At 48.9% G+C, this 19,950-nt stretch carries 24 protein-coding genes; 17 read left to right on the top strand and 7 right to left on the bottom strand.

Features of this window, described 5'->3' with window-relative positions; genetic code table 11:
- Nucleotides 1-21 precede the first annotated feature (21 nt).
- The 16 genes from hisZ to CXIVA_RS11395 all read left to right on the top strand — a co-directional run bounded on the left by hisZ (nucleotide 22) and on the right by CXIVA_RS11395 (nucleotide 12,766).
- Entirely contained in the window at nucleotides 22-1,212 is a 1,191-nt protein-coding gene (hisZ, locus tag CXIVA_RS11470) for an ATP phosphoribosyltransferase regulatory subunit (protein ID WP_013978205.1), read from the top strand.
- 21 nt (nucleotides 1,213-1,233) lie between these two features.
- A complete protein-coding gene (gene hisG, locus CXIVA_RS11465) occupies nucleotides 1,234-1,881 on the top strand; it encodes an ATP phosphoribosyltransferase (protein ID WP_013978204.1) in 648 nt (215 codons plus the stop codon).
- A 22-nt stretch (nucleotides 1,882-1,903) separates the two neighbouring features.
- The gene (gene hisD, locus CXIVA_RS11460) at nucleotides 1,904-3,199 is read left to right on the top strand and encodes a histidinol dehydrogenase (RefSeq protein ID WP_013978203.1); all 1,296 of its coding nucleotides are present in this window, start codon (nucleotides 1,904-1,906) and stop codon (nucleotides 3,197-3,199) included.
- A 15-nt stretch (nucleotides 3,200-3,214) separates the two neighbouring features.
- A complete protein-coding gene (gene hisB, locus CXIVA_RS11455) occupies nucleotides 3,215-3,805 on the top strand; it encodes an imidazoleglycerol-phosphate dehydratase HisB (protein ID WP_013978202.1) in 591 nt (196 codons plus the stop codon).
- A 9-nt stretch (nucleotides 3,806-3,814) separates the two neighbouring features.
- Entirely contained in the window at nucleotides 3,815-4,189 is a 375-nt protein-coding gene (hisI, locus tag CXIVA_RS11450) for a phosphoribosyl-AMP cyclohydrolase (RefSeq protein WP_013978201.1), read from the top strand.
- A 12-nt stretch (nucleotides 4,190-4,201) separates the two neighbouring features.
- Nucleotides 4,202-6,070 (top strand): TIGR03960 family B12-binding radical SAM protein, encoded by a 1,869-nt coding sequence (locus CXIVA_RS11445; RefSeq protein ID WP_013978200.1) that lies wholly within the window; start codon nucleotides 4,202-4,204, stop codon nucleotides 6,068-6,070.
- Complete coding sequence (locus CXIVA_RS11440; RefSeq protein ID WP_013978199.1) at nucleotides 6,054-6,788, top strand: TIGR03936 family radical SAM-associated protein; 735 nt, start codon at nucleotides 6,054-6,056, stop codon at nucleotides 6,786-6,788. Before CXIVA_RS11445 ends, CXIVA_RS11440 begins: the two co-directional genes overlap by 17 nt.
- Nucleotides 6,785-7,993: a ribonuclease E/G gene (locus CXIVA_RS11435; protein WP_013978198.1), complete on the top strand. Its 1,209-nt coding sequence runs from the start codon at nucleotides 6,785-6,787 to the stop codon at nucleotides 7,991-7,993. Before CXIVA_RS11440 ends, CXIVA_RS11435 begins: the two co-directional genes overlap by 4 nt.
- 99 nt (nucleotides 7,994-8,092) lie before the next feature.
- Complete coding sequence (rplU, locus tag CXIVA_RS11430) at nucleotides 8,093-8,401, top strand: 50S ribosomal protein L21 (protein WP_013978197.1); 309 nt, start codon at nucleotides 8,093-8,095, stop codon at nucleotides 8,399-8,401.
- 16 nt (nucleotides 8,402-8,417) lie between these two features.
- On the top strand, nucleotides 8,418-8,744 hold the full coding sequence (locus CXIVA_RS11425; protein WP_013978196.1) for a ribosomal-processing cysteine protease Prp: 327 nt from the start codon (nucleotides 8,418-8,420) through the stop codon (nucleotides 8,742-8,744).
- A gap of 5 nt (nucleotides 8,745-8,749) precedes the next feature.
- Complete coding sequence (rpmA, locus tag CXIVA_RS11420) at nucleotides 8,750-9,040, top strand: 50S ribosomal protein L27 (protein ID WP_013978195.1); 291 nt, start codon at nucleotides 8,750-8,752, stop codon at nucleotides 9,038-9,040.
- 69 nt (nucleotides 9,041-9,109) lie between these two features.
- Nucleotides 9,110-10,399, top strand: coding sequence for a GTPase ObgE (gene obgE / locus CXIVA_RS11415; protein ID WP_013978194.1), 1,290 nt, complete (start codon nucleotides 9,110-9,112; stop codon nucleotides 10,397-10,399).
- A gap of 65 nt (nucleotides 10,400-10,464) precedes the next feature.
- Nucleotides 10,465-10,758, top strand: coding sequence for a ribosome assembly RNA-binding protein YhbY (gene yhbY, locus CXIVA_RS11410; RefSeq protein WP_013978193.1), 294 nt, complete (start codon nucleotides 10,465-10,467; stop codon nucleotides 10,756-10,758).
- A 16-nt stretch (nucleotides 10,759-10,774) separates the two neighbouring features.
- On the top strand, nucleotides 10,775-11,404 hold the full coding sequence (gene nadD / locus CXIVA_RS11405; protein WP_013978192.1) for a nicotinate-nucleotide adenylyltransferase: 630 nt from the start codon (nucleotides 10,775-10,777) through the stop codon (nucleotides 11,402-11,404).
- Nucleotides 11,401-12,336 (top strand): bis(5'-nucleosyl)-tetraphosphatase (symmetrical) YqeK, encoded by a 936-nt coding sequence (gene yqeK / locus CXIVA_RS14415; protein WP_013978191.1) that lies wholly within the window; start codon nucleotides 11,401-11,403, stop codon nucleotides 12,334-12,336. The genes nadD and yqeK overlap by 4 nt, the downstream gene beginning before the upstream one ends.
- A gap of 181 nt (nucleotides 12,337-12,517) precedes the next feature.
- The gene (locus CXIVA_RS11395) at nucleotides 12,518-12,766 is read left to right on the top strand and encodes a hypothetical protein (RefSeq protein ID WP_013978190.1); all 249 of its coding nucleotides are present in this window, start codon (nucleotides 12,518-12,520) and stop codon (nucleotides 12,764-12,766) included.
- Between the two features lie 55 nt (nucleotides 12,767-12,821).
- Here the strand turns inward: CXIVA_RS11395 and lexA are convergent, their stop codons facing one another.
- The gene (lexA, locus tag CXIVA_RS11390) at nucleotides 12,822-13,436 is read right to left on the bottom strand and encodes a transcriptional repressor LexA (RefSeq protein WP_013978189.1); all 615 of its coding nucleotides are present in this window, start codon (nucleotides 13,434-13,436) and stop codon (nucleotides 12,822-12,824) included.
- Between the two features lie 257 nt (nucleotides 13,437-13,693).
- Here lexA and CXIVA_RS13555 point away from each other — a divergent pair, with 257 nt between their 5' ends.
- Complete coding sequence (locus CXIVA_RS13555; RefSeq protein ID WP_013978188.1) at nucleotides 13,694-14,125, top strand: LysM peptidoglycan-binding domain-containing protein; 432 nt, start codon at nucleotides 13,694-13,696, stop codon at nucleotides 14,123-14,125.
- Nucleotides 14,126-14,159: 34 nt separating this feature from the next.
- Here the strand turns inward: CXIVA_RS13555 and CXIVA_RS13550 are convergent, their stop codons facing one another.
- The 6 genes from CXIVA_RS13550 to CXIVA_RS11355 form a co-directional block, all read right to left on the bottom strand.
- The gene (locus tag CXIVA_RS13550; protein ID WP_013978187.1) at nucleotides 14,160-14,999 is read right to left on the bottom strand and encodes an arylamine N-acetyltransferase; all 840 of its coding nucleotides are present in this window, start codon (nucleotides 14,997-14,999) and stop codon (nucleotides 14,160-14,162) included.
- 59 nt (nucleotides 15,000-15,058) lie between these two features.
- Entirely contained in the window at nucleotides 15,059-15,838 is a 780-nt protein-coding gene (locus CXIVA_RS11375; RefSeq protein ID WP_013978186.1) for an MBL fold metallo-hydrolase, read from the bottom strand.
- A gap of 125 nt (nucleotides 15,839-15,963) precedes the next feature.
- On the bottom strand, nucleotides 15,964-16,362 hold the full coding sequence (locus CXIVA_RS11370) for a metallopeptidase family protein (protein WP_013978185.1): 399 nt from the start codon (nucleotides 16,360-16,362) through the stop codon (nucleotides 15,964-15,966).
- Nucleotides 16,363-16,525: 163 nt separating this feature from the next.
- Nucleotides 16,526-17,158: a cyclodeaminase/cyclohydrolase family protein gene (locus CXIVA_RS11365; protein ID WP_041727907.1), complete on the bottom strand. Its 633-nt coding sequence runs from the start codon at nucleotides 17,156-17,158 to the stop codon at nucleotides 16,526-16,528.
- 230 nt (nucleotides 17,159-17,388) lie between these two features.
- Nucleotides 17,389-19,071, bottom strand: coding sequence for a formate--tetrahydrofolate ligase (locus CXIVA_RS11360; protein WP_013978183.1), 1,683 nt, complete (start codon nucleotides 19,069-19,071; stop codon nucleotides 17,389-17,391).
- A 42-nt stretch (nucleotides 19,072-19,113) separates the two neighbouring features.
- Nucleotides 19,114-19,914 (bottom strand): methylenetetrahydrofolate reductase, encoded by an 801-nt coding sequence (locus tag CXIVA_RS11355; protein ID WP_013978182.1) that lies wholly within the window; start codon nucleotides 19,912-19,914, stop codon nucleotides 19,114-19,116.
- Nucleotides 19,915-19,950 lie beyond the last annotated feature (36 nt).

Here is a 19,950-nt window from a genome sequence, read left to right as displayed (position 1 = left end):
ATGGGAATACAGGAGGTTTTCATGAAAAATAATATTCTTCATACACCGGAGGGCGTACGGGATATCTATAACGACGAATGTGAGAAAAAGATGATACTGGAGAAAAAGCTCTATGAAGTGCTGAAGACTTACGGATATCATCAGATACAGACCCCCACCTTCGAATATTTTGATGTGTTTAACCAGGAATACGGCGCCACATCCTCCCGGGATCTTTACAAATTTTTTGACCGGGAAGGCAATACCTTGGTTCTTCGGCCGGACATCACGCCATCCATTGCCAGATGCGCGGCCACTTATTTTCAGGATGAGGATGTTCCGCTTCGTTTTTCTTATACCGGCAATACTTTTATCAATAACAACAGTTATCAGGGCCGCCTGAAGGAACGGACCCAGCTCGGCGCAGAGCTGATCGGAGACGGATCGGTAGACGGTGACGCGGAGATGATTGCCTTATCCGTAAAACTGCTGCAGTCTGCCGGACTGAAAAAATTCCAGATCTCTGTGGGACATGTGGATTACCTGTCCGGATTGTTTGAAGCATCCGGTATTGATGAAGACATGCAGGAGGAGATCCGCACCCTGATTCTGAACCGTAACTTTTACGGTGTCGATGAAATTGTGGGAAAACTGAACTTAGAGCAGAATCTTACGGAACTTTTCGGACTGTTAAAATCCGTCGCTATGGATCGGGCAGCGCTGGAACAGGCAAGAAAGCTGGCGGCCGACTATGAAAAAATCTATCAGGCCCTGGACCGCCTCATTGAACTGGATACTCTTCTGGATTATTACCGGGTCAGCCATTATGTATCCTATGAGCTGGCACTGGTATCCGGACTGAATTATTATACCGGAATCATTTTTGCCGGATATACGTTCGGCAGCGGGGAAGCAGTGGTAAACGGAGGACGTTATGACCAGCTGCTGACCTATTTCGGAAAGGACGCGCCGGCTACCGGATTTGCCATTATTGTAGACCAGCTGTTTACTGCACTGAGCAGACAGAAGATTCAGATTCCCCTGACGAAAAACACACGCTGGATCCTTTATACAGATAAACGCCGGGAAGATGCGCTGAAAGACGCCTGTGATCTTCGGATGTCCGGAGAAAAAGTGGAACTGATGAAAGTCACGGCATCCAGGCCAAAGGAGATTTATGAAGCCGCCGCGCGGCGCAGCGGCATCCAGGATCTGATTTACTATCTTGGATAACACGAAGGAGAGATTGAGAGTATGCGATATTTGACATTTGCCCTGGGAAAGGGCCGGCTTGCCAATCAGGCGGTGGATATGTTTGAACAAATCGGGATTCCCTGTGAAGAGGTAAAAGACAAGGAAACACGGAAACTGATTTTTGTCAATGAAGAACTGAAACTGCGGTTTTTTCTTGCCAAAGGTCCGGATGTGCCTACTTATGTAGAATACGGAGCTGCGGATATCGGCATTGTGGGCCGGGACACCATTCTGGAGGAAGGCCGCAATATCTATGAAGTGCTGGACCTGGGCTTCGGAAAATGCAGAATGTGCGTCTGCGGAAAGGAAAGTGCCCGGGATCTGCTGAATCACCATGAACAGATCCGGGTTGCCACAAAATATCCGAAGATCGCAAAAGATTATTTTTACAATAAAAAGCACCAGACAGTGGAAATCATCAAACTCAACGGTTCCATCGAACTGGCCCCCATTGTGGGACTTTCGGATGTAATCGTGGATATTGTGGAAACAGGAACCACCCTGCGGGAAAACGGCCTGAACGTTCTGGAGGAAATCACCCCCCTGTCTGCGCGTATGGTAGTGAATCCCGTAAGCATGAAAATGGAGCAGGAGCGGATTACGGATATTATCACCCGGCTTCGGAAACTGCTGCAGGAAAAAGAGTAAATAAGGAGCGTGTACTGACAGAATGCGTACATTAAATTTAAACAAGGAAACAACCGACAGAATCCTGGAGGACCTTCTGAAGAGAAGCCCCAACAATTATTCCAGTTATGAGGACAGTGTAAATGCGATCATCCGCAGTGTGCGGGAACGCGGCGATGCGGCAGTCTTTGATTATACCAGACAGTTCGACGGCGCGGTTCTGACACCGGAGACAGTAGAGATTACAGAGGCAGAGTATGAAGAAGCCTATGCCTCTGCAGATCCGGATTTCATCCGCGTCATCCGGAGAGCAAAGGAAAATATCCGCGCGTATCACGAGAAGCAGAAGCAGTACAGCTGGTTTGACAGCACAGAAAAAGGAACGTTACTGGGTCAGAAAGTGACACCGATCCGGCGGGCGGGGGTATACGTCCCCGGTGGAAAAGCAGCCTATCCTTCTTCCGTGCTGATGAATATTATCCCTGCAAAAGTGGCCGGTGTGGATGAGATTATCATGTGTACCCCCTGTAACAAAGAGGGAAAAGTAAATCCCGGCACACTGATCGCTGCAAAAGAAGCAGGCATCGACCGCGCATTCAAAGTGGGCGGTGCGCAGGCCATTGCCGCGATGGCATTCGGTACCGCATCCATTCCGAAAACAGACAAAATCGTCGGTCCCGGCAATATCTATGTGGCTCTGGCCAAAAAAGCGGTCTTCGGATATGTCAGCATCGATTCCATCGCCGGTCCGAGCGAGATTCTGGTGATTGCGGATGAAACCGCCAATGCCCATTATGTGGCCGCTGACCTGCTGTCCCAGGCGGAGCATGACGAAATGGCCAGCGCGATCCTGATCACCACCAGCCCGGCATTGGCAGAGCAGGTAAACAGGGAGATTGACGGCTATCTGAAGGTACTTTCGCGTCGGGACATCATTGAAAAATCTCTGGAAAATTACGGATATATCCTCATCGCAGAGGATCTGCAGACTGCTGTGGACACCGCCAATGCCATTGCTTCCGAGCATCTTGAGATCGTCACAAAAGATCCGTATCAGGTTATGACAAAAATACGCAATGCCGGAGCGATTTTCCTTGGTGAATATTCCAGCGAACCCTTAGGGGATTACTTTGCCGGGCCGAACCATGTCCTGCCCACCAATGGCACAGCAAAATTCTTTTCTCCCCTGTCTGTGGATGATTTTATCAAAAAATCCAGCATTATCTCTTATTCCAGAGAAGCCCTGGAGGAAATCCATGAGGATATCATCCGTTTTGCCGAGTCAGAACACCTGACAGCCCATGCCAATTCCATCCGTGTCCGTTTTGAGGAAAAGTAAGAGAAAGGAAGATTTATGAATCAGCGTACAGCGACGGTCAGCAGAAAAACAGGAGAAACAGATATTACGATCACCATCAATCTGGACGGCAGCGGAAAGACAGATATTCATACAGGAATCGGCTTTTTCGACCACATGCTGAACAGTTTTGCCCGCCACGGTTTTCTTGATCTGCAGGTGACGGCCCGCGGCGATCTGGAAGTGGACTGCCATCATACCATCGAAGATACGGCTATTGTGCTCGGAGAGGCGATCCGCCAGGCAGCAGGCACAAAAGAAGGGATCTGCCGCTTCGGCAGTATGATTCTTCCGATGGATGAGGCCCTTGTACTGTCTGCTGTGGATCTTTCCGGCAGAGCCTTTCTGGTCTTTGACTATGATTTCCGTGTGCCCTCCGTGGGCGGTTTTGATACGGAAATGGTGCATGAATTTTTTTATGCCCTCAGTTCCCACGTCGGCATGAATCTCCATATCAAAGTCCTGGAGGGAAAAAATGCCCATCACATCATCGAAGCCATTTTTAAAGCCACTGCCCGCGCCCTGGATGCCGCGTTAGCCGGGGACGGAAGAATCGACGGGATTCTTTCCACTAAAGGAAGCCTGTAAGGAGGAACCATGACAGAACAGACAAAAAAATGGAAGGCAACGCTTTCATTTTCCGATTTAAAGACAGACAGCCTCGGCCTGGTTCCGGTCATTGTACAGGAATACGGCACCGGCGAAGTCCTGATGCTTGCCTATATGAATGAAGAAGCATACCTTGCCACCATGCAGACCGGCCGAATGACCTACTGGAGCAGAAGCCGGGAGGAACTGTGGGTCAAAGGAATGACTTCCGGCCATTTTCAGGAAGTGAAGGCCCTGGCCATTGACTGTGACAACGATACCATACTTGCTTCTGTCATTCAGACCGGCGCAGCCTGCCATACGGGCCATCACAGCTGCTTTTACCGGACTCTGGCAGAACCGGCGGACCAAACGCCGGCATAATGGAGGAATACTATGAAAAAACTGGCGCTTTCTGAACGTCTTCTGATGCAGGCAGAAAAGCCGGAGCGATACATCGGCAATGAAATTAACAGTATCCAGAAGGATCCCGCTGCTGTCGGGATCCGCTTTGCTGTCTGCTTCCCGGATGTCTATGAAATCGGTATGTCTCATCTGGGCATACAGATTCTGTATGAAATGTTCAATCAGCGGAAAGATGTCTGGTGCGAACGGGTCTATTCCCCCTGGCCGGACATGCATCGAATTTTAAAAGAAAACAACATCCCCCTGTTTGCACTGGAATCGCAGGATCCCATCCGTTCCTTCGATTTTCTCGGCATTACCCTGCAGTATGAGATGTGTTATCCCAATATTCTGCAGATTCTTGACCTGTCCGGCATTCCGTTCCGCGCGGCAGAACGGACCTGGGAGGATCCCATTGTCATTGCAGGCGGCCCATGTGTATACAATCCGGAGCCAATTGCGGATTTTTTTGATCTGATCTATATCGGAGAAGGGGAAACCTCCTATGACCGTCTCCTGGATCTGTACCAGGCCTGCCGGAAGGATAGCTCCTGTTCCCGGCAGGAATTTCTGCGGCAGGCAGCCGGAATTGAGGGAATCTATGTGCCGTCCCTGTATGAGGTGAGTTATCACGCCGATGGGACCATTGCCTCCTTTGTTCCGACCGCGGAGGGCGTTCCGGAAAAAGTGCGGAAACAGGTTGTGACCGACATGGAAGGCCAGTATTTTCTCAAACGTCCGCTTGTTCCGTTTCTCAGAACGACGCAGGACCGTGTGGTACTGGAGATTATGCGGGGCTGCATCCGGGGCTGCCGGTTCTGTCAGGCCGGAATGATTTACCGTCCCCTGCGGGAACGGAAGGTGGAAATGCTGAAGCAGGCTGCTGCGCAGATGCTTGCGGCCACCGGCCAGGATGAAATATCCCTGAGTTCCTTAAGTTCCAGTGATTATTCCGAACTGGAAGAGCTGCTTCATTTTCTCACAGAAGAGTACGCAAGCCAGGGAATTTCCGTGACCCTGCCGTCACTGCGCATCGACGCCTTTTCCCTGGGGATTATGTCCCGGCTGCAGGATGTGAAAAAAAGCAGTCTGACTTTTGCGCCGGAAGCCGGTTCCCAGCGCCTGCGTGATGTCATTAACAAGGGGCTGACAGAGGAGGAGATTCTGTCCGGTGCCTCTCTGGCGTTTCAGGGCGGATGGAATAAAGTGAAACTGTATTTTATGCTTGGACAGCCCACGGAAACCGAAGAAGATATGCGGGCCATAGGCGAACTGGCACAGAAAATCGCGGAGCAGTATTACGAAATTCCGAAGGAGTCCAGGAACGGGAAATGCCAGATTACGGTAAGCACCTCCTTTTTCGTTCCGAAGCCCTTTACGCCGTTTCAGTGGTATCCCATGTGCCGGATGAAAGATTTTGAGCACCGGGCATCCGTAGTAAAAGAATCGATTCGTTCCCAGACGAATCAGAAAAGCATCCGTTATCACTGGCATTCTTCCGATGTGACAGTAATCGAAGGAATCCTGGCCCGGGGCGACCGCAGACTTTCCGAGGCGCTGATCCGCGTCTATGAAAAGGGCGGTATTTTCGCTGCCTGGACAGACTTTTTTGACCGTTCCCACTGGGCAGAAGCCTTTCAGGAAACCGGAATCGATACGGACTTTTATACGGTACGGCCGCGGGCGGCAGAGGAGATCTTCCCCTGGGACTTCATTGATGCCGGTGTCAGCAAACAGTTTCTTTACCGGGAATGGCAGCAGGCCCTCGCCGGTAAAGTGACGCCAAACTGCCGGGAACAGTGCAGCGGATGCGGAGCCGCAGTATGGAAGGAAGGAGTCTGTTATGAAAATCCGAATTAAATTCCGGAAATATGACACAATGAAATACATCGGACACCTGGATCTGATGCGCTTTTTCCAGAAGGCAATCCGCAGAAGCGGTATTGATATCCGCTATACCCAGGGATTCCATCCCCATCAGATTATGTCTTTTGCTCTTCCGCTGGGCGTCGGTATGATTGGCGACGGGGAATATTTTGACATAGAAGTCAATTCTACAGAATCCACGGAAACTGCGCTGAAAAAGCTGAACGCCCAGATGGCAGACGGAATCGAAGTGCTGAACTATGTGCTTCTCCCGGATGACAGCAAACCATCCATGTCTCTGGTAACCTGTGCCGACTATCGCTATACCGTTCTTCCGGAGGAACGAACTGTCGCATTTGACCTGCTGCAGGATCGGATCCGCACCTATTATGAAGCGCAGGAAATCATTACGGTAACCAAAAAATCAAAAAAATCCGAGCGTGTCCTGGATATCAAACCGCTGATTTACAGCATGAAGGCCGTGGAGTCTGAGGGCCGTCCGGCAGTGTTTCTGAAGCTATCGGCCGGCAGCCAGGAAAACATCAAGCCGGAACTTGTGCTTTCGGATTTTCTGAATTATTTCGGAGAAACCTTTGACCCTTACTGCTACGAGCGGCGTCGGCTGGATGTATATACCGGCGCTCCCGGAGCCTGGAAAACACTGGATGCTTTGGGCACTCCGATTTTACAGCCTGCTGCAGAAGCCCTATGAAAAAACAGAAACTGATTGTTACCGAACTGAATCATGCAGTCACCTCCCATAAGACCAGAATACTGACGGCTCTGACAGAAGACGGTCGGCTGTCCGAAATTTATGCGGAACCAACCGAGCAGAATCTTCGGATTGGGAGTATTTATATCGGAAAAGTCCGGAAAATTGTACCGAATATACAGGCAGCCTTTGTCGATATTGCTCCTGGAGTTTCGACCTATCTGAGCCTGGAGCATACAGAACACTGCCATCGGGTCAGAGCCCAGAATGCTGCAGGAAAAATTGTCCCGGGTGATGAGCTTCTGGTACAGATTCAAAAAGACGCAAAAGGCGGAAAAGTTCCCACTGTGACTACGAATCTATCCCTGGCAGGCGAATATCTGGTACTGACCACAGGAGACCGCAAACTCGGTATTTCCGGGAAAATCGATCCGGATACCCGTAAAAAGCTGAAAGCAGCTGCAGAGTCCATGCCGCGGAAGGACTATGGCATTATTGTACGCACCAATGCCTGTTTCGCCAAAGAGGAAGAACTGGAAAAGGAGAGGGTACAGCTGGACCGCATACTGACCGCCATTCTGCGGAAGAGCGAAACCAGAAGCTGCTACAGCTGTCTGTATCAGGGAATTCCCCAGTACATCCGTCTGATGCACCGTGTGCGGCCGGACCGGGTGACGGAGATTGTAACAGATCTTCCGGAGATCTGTCAGGAACTGACTGCCGAACAGCAGAATCAAAGTTTGCCGCTGCCGCCGGTTCGCCTGTATGAAGATTCCTATCCGCTGGCATCTGCCGCAGGGCTTTCGTCCCAGCTGGAAAAAGCGCTCAGAAAAAAAGTGTGGCTTAAATCCGGCGGATCACTGATTATCGAACCCACGGAAGCCCTGACAGTCATTGACGTAAACACGGAAAAAAGCATCAGTGGAAAACACAGCAAGGAACTCCATTATCAGAAAACAAACCGGGAGGCTGCCCTGGAAATCGCCCGTCAGATCAGGCTTCGTAATCTGTCCGGGATCATTCTGATCGATTTTATCAATATGAAGTCAGAAGAAGCCAACCATGCCCTGATGCGTCAGATGCAGATGCTGCTGCAGGAGGATCCGGTTCCGGCTCAGGTCATTGATCGGACCGCCCTGGGTCTGGTGGAAATCACCCGTAAAAAAATCTCGAAATGCCTGGCAGATCAGTTGACTTCTGATTGATGCTGTGCTAAAATACACCAGTATGCCGCTCAGGAAGGTAGAAGTCTGTAGAAATACAGCACCGGAACTGGCGAGTAATGATAATAGGAGGTGCCATTTATGTACGCAATCATTGTTACCGGAGGAAAACAGTACAAAGTTTCTGAAGGAGATGTCATTACCATTGAGAAACTCAATGCGGAAGCAGACGAAAAAGTTACATTCGACCAGGTGTTAGCTGTTAATGACGGTTCTTTAAAAGTCGGAACTCCTACTGTTGCAGACGCAACTGTAGAAGCCTCTGTTGTAGAAAACGGACGCGCAAAGAAAGTGATCGTTTACAAATACAAGAGAAAAACCGGCTATCATAAGAAAAACGGCCACAGACAGTGCTATACTAAGGTAAAAATTGACAAAATCAATGCTTAGTTTTTAGGTGTTTGTTATGGTGAAAGTTACAGTTTACCGGAATTCCGCCGGTTTGTACACCGGGTTTGACGTGTGGGATCATGCGGAATACGCAGAAGAGGGCACCGACATTATCTGTGCTGCTGTATCTGCGTTAACCATTAACTGTATCAACTCCATCGAAAGGCTTACCGATACTTCTTTTGAACATGAAGCAGAAGAGGCGGAGGCCCGGATTCGGTTCCGGCTGAAGGGAGCACCCGGAAAGGATGCCGACTTGCTGATGCAGTCCTTCCTTTTGGGAATTCAGGAGATTGAGAATAACTATAGCAGATATGTTGATTTGATTATTAAGGAGGTGTAACAGCTATGATGAATATGAATCTTCAGTTCTTTGCTCATAAAAAAGGTGTTGGTTCCACAAAGAACGGACGTGACTCTGAGGCAAAGAGACTTGGAGCCAAGAGAGCAGACGGACAGTTTGTAAAAGCCGGCAATATTCTTTACAGACAGCGCGGCACCAAGATTCACCCGGGTGTGAATGTAGGAATTGGCGGCGATGATACTCTGTATGCCAAGGTTGATGGCGTGTTAAGATTTGAGAGAAAAGGAAGAGACAAAAAACAGGCTTCCGTATATCCAGTTGCCAGCAACGAATAAGAATACGCATTTGCTAAGACAGACCCGCCAGATTTGACGGGTCTGTTTTTTTGAAACAGGAGGAAACCCATGTTTGCAGATACAGCCAGAATCGTGATCCGATCCGGAAAAGGAGGCGATGGAGCAGTCAGCTTCCGCCGCGAAAAATATGTATCCCATGGCGGCCCGGATGGCGGAGATGGCGGAAAAGGCGGAGATGTCATCTTTGAAATCGATGAAGGACAGAACACGTTATCCGATTACCGGCATCGCCATACCTACGCGGCACAGAACGGAGAGCCGGGGGGAAAACGCAGATGCCACGGCAAAGACGGCACAGACATCATTCTGAAAGTTCCGGCAGGAACCATTATTAAAGAGGCAGAAAGCGGCAAAGTCATCGCGGATATGTCCGGTGACAGAAAACGCCAGATTGTTTTAAAGGGAGGCCGCGGCGGAAACGGCAACCAGCACTATGCCACATCCACCATGCAGGTACCGAAATACGCACAGCCGGGCAGACCGGGCATGCAGCTGGAAGTAATCCTGGAATTAAAAGTCATCGCAGATGTCGGACTGGTCGGATTTCCCAATGTAGGAAAATCCACCTTCTTATCCCATGTTTCCAATGCCAATCCGAAAATTGCCAATTATCACTTCACGACATTGAATCCGAATCTGGGGGTTGTGGACCTGGGCAACGGCCGCGGATTTGTGATGGCAGATATCCCGGGTCTGATTGAAGGCGCTTCGGAAGGCGTCGGACTGGGCCACGAGTTTTTAAAGCACATTGAACGCACACGCGTCATTGTCCATGTCGTGGACGCAGCATCTACTGAAGGAAGAGACCCGCTTCAGGATATCCGGGCAATTAACCGGGAACTGAGAGAGTACAGTGAGGCCCTGGCCCGCAAACCGCAGATGATCGCCGCCAATAAGATGGATGTTCTCACACCGGAGGAACAGGACGAAGCCCTTGCGTCCCTGCGCCGGGCACTGGAACCGGAAGGAACCCGTGTCTATCCGATTTCCGCAGTTTCCGGCCAGGGAATCCGTGAACTGCTCTATGCCATTGAGAACATGCTGGAAGCAGATGACTCTGAACCGGTGATTTATTCCCAGGAATACTTTCCGGAATATCATCTTTTCTCAGAAGATCCCTATACGGTTTCTTATGACAGCAAGGAAGCGGAATATGTGGTAGAAGGACCCAGGATTGAAAAGATGCTGGGGTATACCAACATTGATTCGGAAAAGGGCTTCCTGTTTTTCCAGAACTTTCTGAAAGAGCAGGGCATCCTGGATGAACTGGAAAAAGCAGGGATTCAGGAGGGCGATACCGTCCGTATGTACGGTCTGACATTTGATTATTACAAATAGAAGAGCAGTAAAATCCTGCTTTTTCCGTACAGAAAACTTTTAATACAGGAAAAGGAGCATCTAACATGACGAGCAAACAGCGCGCATATCTCAGGAGCCTTGCCATGAACCTTACCCCTCTGTTTCAGATCGGCAAGAGTTCCCTGACACCGGAGCTGGTAACAGCTGTAACCGAAGGATTTCACACCCATGAACTGATTAAAATCACAGTTCTGAAAAACTGCATGGAAGATCCCCGTAAAATTGCCGAAATGCTTGCGGGCCGCACCCGTTCCGAGGTTGTACAGGTAATCGGACGAAAAATCATCCTGTACCGTCCGTTTAAAGACGAACCGAAAATTATTTTACCGAAATCCTGAGCAGAGGGTCAGAAGCATGGACAGCAGTTCAAAACGAATCGGAATCCTTGGGGGAACCTTCAATCCAATTCACTACGGTCATCTGATTATCGGTGATAACGCGATGCATCAGTATCATCTGGATCAGGTGATTTTTCTTCCCACCGGTCATGCCCCGCATAAAGAATACGGCGGGGAAGCCATGACTTATCACAGATGCCGGATGGTAGAAGAAGCGATTGCAGACAATCCCCGTTTTACGATTTCCTACTACGAAACACAGAAAAACACCGTCAGTTATACCTATTCCACACTGCAGCATTTCAAGGCAGAGTATCCGGATGCGGAGCTGTATTTTATTGTCGGCGCGGATTCACTGATTGAATTCGAAACCTGGAAGCATCCGGAGCTGATCTGCCGGGAGGCCATTCTTCTGGCCGCTGTGCGGGATACCTATAATGAGAAAAAAGTCGACACGCAGATCGCCTATCTGCAGGACAAATACCATGGCAGAATCCACAGACTGGAAACTCCGAATTTTAACGTATCCGGCAAAAAACTGCGCCAGAGGGTTCAAACGGGAAAAACTATCCGTTATATGCTTCCGGACCGTGTAGAAGCATATATCCGGGAACACAGTCTGTACATTCGGGAGGAAGAAAAGTGACATTTTCGGAAATGCAGGAACAGCTGCAGCATGAACTGAAAGAAAGCAGATATCAGCATACGATGGGGGTCGTGGACACCGCACGGACACTGGCGGACCGGTACGGCGCCGACAGAAGTCAGGCGGAAACGGCCGCTTTGCTGCATGACTGTGCGAAATACATGCCCCTTTCCCAGAGAATTTCTTACTGTGAATCCCATGGTGTACCGGTCAGTGAAGCGGAACGCCGGAATCTGACCCTTCTGCATGCCAAATGCGGATCTATTCTGGCCCGGGAACACTATGGTGTCACAGATCCGGAAATTCTGCATGCCATTTCCGTCCATACCACCGGTGAGCCGGCCATGAATCTGCTGGATCAGATTATTTTTGTATCTGACTACATAGAACCCGGCAGAAATCAGGCCCCTCATCTGGAACAGCTGCGGAAAACAGCGCAGACAGATCTGGAAGAAACCGTGTATCGAATCCTTTCTGACACCGTGGAATATCTGAAGGATTCGAACGGAACGATTGATACAACAACCAATCTGGCCTATCAGTACTATCAGAAGAAAAGGAGATCCTACACAATGTACGATGAATCCAGAAAAATGGCTTCCGTTGCATGCGCTGCACTGGAAGAAAAAAAAGCAGAGGAAATTAAAGTAATTGATATCAGCGAAGTATCTGTGATTGCAGATTATTTTGTGATTGCGACCGCCGGAAACCAGAGTCAGATGAGCGCTCTGGTGGATAACGTGGATGAAAAAATGTATAAAGCCGGGTACACCGAGTGCCGGAAGGAAGGAAATCAGAGATCCAGCTGGTTCCTTATTGATTACAAAGATATCATCATTCATATTTTTCTGAAAGAGGACCGGCTCTTCTACGATCTGGAGAGAATCTGGAAAGACGGAAAGCTTATGGATCCGGAAGACTTAAAAGCTTAACGCGTAACAGCTTAATTTTGTTTTCCAAAAAACAAAAGGAGGATGGCGCAAGGGAACCTGCGAATAAATTCGCAGGTTCCCTTGCGCCTATGTATTATGGAAAAGAAATTCAATGTGAAAAGACCTGATGTAAGATATGTTGCTACAAAATTTTTTCTTGACGGCGATAACATCGTAGCATGTGTCACTGATCGATGGGCTTGAACAGATCACGCTCGATGAGGCGGCTGATATCGTGTTTGTTCAGGACAGCACACCAGCTGTTGAAAAGCACTATGACGATCATGGCAGAAAAACTGCGATCATCAGATGCCAGAAACCTGAAGAAAAGACATATCAGTATAGTGCCGAAGAAACAGCACGCCGTCTGCACATGACCGATATGACGTTTATAAAGGCAGACGGAAAAACTGTAGAGATCCAGTATTAGGCCAAAAAAAGCAGGGAGCATACATAGCTCTCTGCTTTTTTGCGGAAAAAGGCAATCAGTAAAAGCGATACACGCCAAACACCTTTCCGAGTATGGTCACATCCTGTACAAGAATCGGATCCATTTCATCGTTTTCCGGCTGCAGCCGGATGTGATCCGATTCCCGGTAAAAGGTCTTTACCGTCGCGGAATCATCAATCAAAGCAACCACAATATCCCCGTTTTCTGCTGTATTCTGCTGAGAAACAAGAATATAATCCCCATCCATAATCCCGATTTTGATCATACTGTTTCCCTGTACCCGCAGAATAAAAGTTTCCCCTCGGGGAATCTGATCCGCCGGAACCGGAAGATAGGATTCCACATTCTCTACGGCAGTAATCGGGATACCGGCGGCAACTTTGCCGATCAGCGGGACACTGGCAGTTTCTGTGCGAATCGTGTTGAAATTGTCATCAATGATTTCTATGGCCCGTGGCTTGGTGGGATCTCTGCGGATATATCCGTTTTTTTCCAGCTTTTCCAGATGCGCGTGGACAGAAGAAGTGGATTTCAAATGCACCGCGTCGCAGATTTCACGCACTGCCGGCGGATAGCCCTTGCTGAGAATTTCACTTTTGATAAAGTCAAGAATTTCACTCTGTTTCTTGCTGATTATTCCATAGGCCATGTGATATCCTCCTCACAGCAGAGCGCCTGGAAGAACGGCAGGAAAAGACCGAGCGCAGCCGGATCTGCTGATTCTGAATAAAGTATAATATTTATTATAATTTTACCATGGAGCAAAGAGAAAAGCAAACATATATTCCGAAAAAACGTTTGCTTTTCGGTTGACAACCAAACAGAAGTTCGATATTATAAGCATGCAAACAAGAGTTCGGAACATGTATTCGAACCATTGGCAATTAGTTACACAGGAGGTTATGAATGATGTACACAGCAGCATATAGTAAGCAAGATTTCTGCAGCAGAAACCAGTATGATCCTTCCTGTATCCACAGCGAATCCCACAGGAACAGACGGATCCGTGCAGCGAGAGAGAAGCAGCTGCGAAAAATGAAACGGCGCTTTGCCGGAATCTGTATCTTTTTCCTGGTGCTGGGCGCTGCCGCGGGCATTTTCGCCGCCTCCGCCCTGAAAACAGACGCCTCCCCCAGTCATGACCGAAAAGCCGTATATACCTCGGTTTATATCGAGGAAGGCATGACTCTGTCCGATCTGGCCCAGACCTATAATACATCCGGTACCGTCAGCAATCGAGCCTATATCCGGGAAATCAAAAAGATGAATCATATCAACGACAGAAATATCATTCATTCCGGCGCTTACCTGACAGTACCGACGTATCCGGAAGACTGAGCGCCTGCAGCGGAGAAAACGGAGAAAAATATTCTCAGGGCCGAATCTCATTCTGGGTCAGATGATCCAGCAGGTGTTCCGGCAGACGGAAGATTTGGGTCAGAACCTGATCCATTTCTTCCTTTTCATGAATTCTTTTTTGTATACATGAATTCTCATCACCGTTTACCACCTGCAGAAACGGTCCGTTTAATGCAGCATATCCATTTCTCAGACGAATATTCAGAAGCATTCCTTCGGTAAAATGATTGAATTCTTCCTGGGCCTGACAGCAGCAATAATGACTTAACGCCAGAAAATCCGCCGGATCCTGGGGCTGCAGACAAATTCGGAGCATAGGCACATACCTGCCCTTTGACAGGCGTTCCAGCTGCAGCCACTGATGCGGCAGAGAAACAAGCCGGTAAGTATCCATGGCTATTTTTTCCGGATGAAGGGTCTGAATTTCCAAAGCACCGCCGGGGACCGGTCCGCCAAAGCCCACATCACAATAGTAACTTGAGTCCCCGATCCGGACAACTGTAGCGCGATGCAGCGCCGGATAATAGGGATCAGAACCTTCCAGAACTTTGCAGAGCACAGGATATGCCTGATAGCCAAGTGCAGTCAGCAGACTGAAAAACAGGCTGTTCAGTTCAAAACAATAGCCGCCCCGTTTCTTCCGGACAATTTTGCGGTACAGATCCGGAATTTCCAGAGAAATCAGCCTGCCGCCGGGAATAATATCCAGGTTTTCAAATGGAATCAGCAGTTGGTGCTGAAAAATCAGATGATCCAGATACGCCTTGTTTAATGAATTCGAAAAATCGCACTGAATACGTTCTAAATAAGCAGCGGGATCCGGCAGCGGATCATAAAGCGCAGATAGGTTCATAGATAGTTTCCTCTGTGAAAAACATGTAACTTTTCGTTAAAGTTGTCTTTTGCGAATAGTTAAATCTCCAGCTCTGTTCCCGTGGATAAGGCATGAATATCCACCCCCTCTTTCTTCAAGAGGTCAAAGGCCTGGCTTCCGGTACAATGACCGGTATAATAAATGATTTTCGGCAGGCTGTGCGCCAGATTCCGAACGGTTTCCTCCGGCAGCATTTCCCCTGTCCGCGGGCTGAATAAATGAAATCCGCCGATCACAACATCCGGTTTACAGGGACAGCTTTGCAGGATATTCAGAACCCCTTTGTGTCCGCAGCCCATAAGCAATACAGTTTTTTCACCGTGAATGATCAGATGCTGTTCATGCTGAAACGTATCACGGGCAAAATCTTCCTTCAGAAGATTTTTATTTGTGGGATAACATTCTCCCGGTACATGGGTAAACAGCTCCAGTTCATCATCCAGTCGTTTATTTCCATTCAGCAAAACAACCTGCGGATGCCGCATCAGCTCCGGATCCAATCCGATATATGACGGTCCGTCCGGCAGCTTTGCGTAATGTTTCTGAAAGGCCTCTTTCTGCAGATATATTTTCGCGTGATGATTTACGGAAAGAAAAGACGCAAGTCCTCCGCCATGGTCTTCATGTCCATGGGATATCACAACGGTATCCACCTGTTCGATATCAACGGAACAGGCACGGGCATTTTTCAGAAACAGATCGGAAGATCCTACATCAAACAGCAGTTTGTGATGCTCCGTTTCAAGATAAATGCAGAGGCCATGTTCCGCCTTCAATGGTCCATGGGTCGTATCTTCGATCAACGTAATTAATTTCATTTTCTCCGCTCTCCCTTCTCCTGAAACCGGTATCTGATCCCTGCAGATTCCTGCAGTATCCGATTCATAAAATGTATTTATCCGGTACATATTGAGTGTCCAAGTAAGAACATCTGCATGCTGCGTTATTTTCCTTTGTCTGCGTGCATCATATAATATTTCCGCATGCGTCCGGCATCCTCTTCGATTAAAGTCCCTTTGCCAAACAGTCCGGCCCTTGTTTCCAGATGATGCCGAAACTCATGACGGATGGTCTCACGAATCTGGTTTCGTACAGTATCATCGTCTGCCTGTCCCAGCGCGGCTGCAAAAGACCCATAAAACAGGACGATCTGTTTTCCGAGTATCCCATGGTTGGTATACGTCCCCAGAATATAAAGGTCATCGGTGACACGCCCCGGATGAAGAAAAGCGGATTCATCCGCAAGAACGCCGCCGTTTAATTCTTCATATACATAATCCGGCAGAAGTTTCATTTCTTCTTCCAGAACCTGGCAGAAATTATCGAAATTATCCAGGATCATCTCTGTCGCCTTTCTCTTATATTCTATTCAAATATATATTCTATTTTATTCAAAGAATCTTCTGCAGACCAGAGGGCCATTAATCTTCTGCAGACCAAAGGGTCATTCCGCAGACCGGAAAATTCTTCCGCACTCCGAAAGACGGAAGAACACAAAAAACAGATCAGGAGCGAAGATCCGAAAGGATCTGCTGAAAAATCCGGTCCGTTTTTTCCTGTCCTTCTGCAATCAGAGCTGCTGCCCTGGCATTCAGTTCCTCCGCTGCAGTTCTGTCTTTCATTGATTTTGTATTAATAAAAATATTGAGAGACGCGCCTTTTAATGCGGCCTGCGCAAATACGGCAGCCACTCCGGCATCGCTGACAGCCATCCTGCTGCCCTTTTCCGCTGCTTCTGCTGTCAGGTCAATGACTTCCGCTACCGTCTCCATGATCCGCAAAGGAACATTGGAAGCATTCCACAAAACGGTTTTCATCACTTCTTCCCTGTGCTGCTTTTCCTGATCCGTTGTCTGCGGCAGACGGTAGGCCTCTGCCAGAGGCGCGAAGGCTTCCGCATCTGCATCCGCAAGCCGGATCAGCTGATCTGAGAGCCGTGCGGCCTCTGCCCGTATTCGCTTCATATCTTCTTCATAGGCGGCATATTTTTTCTTACCGACGGTCAGATTTGCCACCATGGATACCAAAGCAGACGCAAGTGCTCCTGCTGCCGCAGATGCGCCTCCTCCTCCAGGCACCGGCGCGCTGCTGGACAGTTCACGGACAAACTCCGCAAAGATTTTATTTCCTATATTCATATTCAATCGTATGATCTCCTCCCGGGATGATTCGAACTGAGTTCTTCGAAAAGATTTCATTGTAACTAACAATTCAGCAGGAGCTGCCGCATGCAGCAGCTCCTGCTGATCAAAACCAGAGAAAACTTCTGTTCTTCCTGCGGTGTACAATCTTCCTGTGGTATACATTTTCCTGCAGTGTGCACCTTCCTGCAGTGTGCACCTTCCTGCAGTGTGCATCTTCCTGCAGTTTAGAACAGTCCGGTTATCACTCCGTCCTCATCCACATCGATTTTTTCAGCGGCAGGAACTTTCGGAAGTCCCGGCATCTTCATAATATCTCCGGTGAGGGCCACCAGGAATCCTGCGCCGATGGATGCGGTAATATCCCGGATCGTAATCCGGAAGCCTTCCGGCCGGCCGAGTTTTTTCGCGTCATCCGTCAGGGAATACTGATTTTTCGCCATACAGATCGGAAGATTTCCAAAACCCAATTCCTCAAATTTCTTTATTTCCCGATTGGCCTTTGCAGTATAGTCCACACCGTCTGCACCGTAGATCTTGGTGGCAATTGCCTGGATTTTATCTTTGATGGGCAGATCCAGATCATAGGTGTAGTGGATTTCCTTTGCACCGTCTTCCGTCAGGCGGAGCACTTCTTTTGCCAGTTCTTCGCCGCCTTTGCCGCCGTTTGCCCATACATCAGACAGCGCAACATTTACACCCATTTCCTTACATTTCTCGCGTACCAGTGTGACTTCCGCATCCGTATCTGTCGGGAATTTGTTAATGGCAACAACAGCCGGAAGGCCGAACTGCCGGGTAATATTTTCCACATGTTTTAACAAATTGGGGATTCCGGCTTCCAGTGCCTGCAGGTTTTCCTGATTCAGCTCTGTTTTTGGTACGCCGCCATTGTATTTCAGAGCCCGTACCGTGGCTACTATCACAACGGCACTGGGCTGTATGCCGGCCTGCCGGCACTTGATATCCAGGAATTTTTCCGCGCCAAGATCTGCGCCGAAACCGGCTTCTGTAATCATGTAGTCCGTAAGTTTGATCCCCATTTTCGTTGCGATCACACTGTTGCACCCATGGGCGATATTGGCAAAGGGACCGCCGTGGATCAGAGCCGGTGTCCCTTCCAGTGTCTGAACGAGATTGGGTTTGATGGCGTCTTTCAGCAAGGCGGTCATAGCGCCTTGGGCATGCAGATCCCCGGCGGTAACCGGCTGACCGTCTTCATTGTATGCAACCACGATTTTGGAAAGACGTTTCTTTAAATCCGGGATGTCTGTGGCCAGACAGAAAATCGCCATAATTTCAGAAGCTACTGTGATGTCAAACCCATCTTCCCTGGTTACTCCGTCTGCCTTTTTCCCGAGACCGTCCACAATGTTGCGCAGCTGCCGGTCATTCATATCCACACAGCGTCTCCAGGTAATGGTCTTCGGAACAATACGCAGCTGATTTCCCTGATGGATATGATTGTCCAGCAGGGCAGCCAGAAGATTGTTCGCTGCTCCAATCGCATGCAGATCGCCCGTAAAGTGCAGATTAATGTCTTCCATGGGGATAACCTGCGCATATCCGCCGCCTGCTGCCCCGCCTTTGATGCCGAATACCGGGCCGAGGGAAGGCTCACGCAGCGCCACCATCGTTTTATGTCCCAGACGGTTCAGCCCATCGGCCAGTCCGATGGTTGTGGTGGTCTTTCCCTCACCGGCAGGCGTCGGGTTAATCGCGGTGACAAGCACCAGTTTTGCGTCCGACCGGTTTTTCAGTTCCCGGTTATAATAGCGGTAATCAATTTTTGCCTTATACTTTCCGTAATTCTCCACATATTCATCGGGTATGCCCAGTTTTTCTGCGATTTCGTTAATCGGGCGGATCTCCGCTTCCTGCGCGATCTCAATATCGGATTTAAATCCCATTGGAAACCTCCTTGTGTTCCATATGCATCCATAGATTGTCCCTCAGGATGCTCCTCTTGTTTTCCAGAGTTCTTCTACCCGTGGGTAGGTCTTTTTAAATCCCATCATAGCCAGGTAATTTCCACTGTCCGGATATTCTTTCTGCAGTTCCAGAAGCTTTTCATATCCGTCATATACGGTGTCTTCCGGTATGGTTTCTCCGATGACTTCCGACAGAAGATAAACCTTTTTTGACATCCAACATTCAATAACGACCGGAAGGTCCGGATACTCCCGCATCACACGGTCCACCAGCGGATTTCGCCCCAGGATCGGCTGCGTGATGATGTATTCCGCGCCGGCCTCCACTTTTCTTTTCAACTTGGCAAATTCCTTTTCCTCCGGCTCATAGGGATTAAAGGCAGCGCCCAGATGGAACTCCGGATAATATTTTCTGATGTAGCGGATCAGTTCCACAGAAGTGGTAACCGGCACTTCCGGAGCTTCCAGCTCTTCCGGCTCCAGCTTGTGCATCTTATCCGATCCGTCTCCGGAGAGGCAAAGAAAGTTTGTAATGTTATGGCTTTTTCCAAAGGCAAGGATTTCATCCAGTACTTCTTTGGTGTGAAACGTATTTAAATGAATCAGCACCTGATTTTCTCTGGGCTTAAGGTCCAGTTCCTCAATCATCTCATGGGGCTGAAAATGAAGAATCCCCATTGCATTGTCCGTAATGGACGCAACAAAGCCGCTTTCCATCACCCGCTCAAAACGCTCGGCAAAAGTGGCAAGATCTTCTTCCAGTTTCTGGGAATTTTGTTTCGGTGGATTCATTTCCACTTCACAGGTATATTTATCTGGCATAATGGGTACCTCTCAATACAATTCAGATTATCTCAC

Source organism: Clostridium sp. SY8519 (assembly GCF_000270305.1).
Lineage (GTDB): Bacteria > Bacillota > Clostridia > Lachnospirales > Lachnospiraceae > SY8519.
The sequence above is the reverse complement of the archived record's forward strand: the minus strand, read 5'-3'. Positions and strand labels throughout refer to the sequence as shown.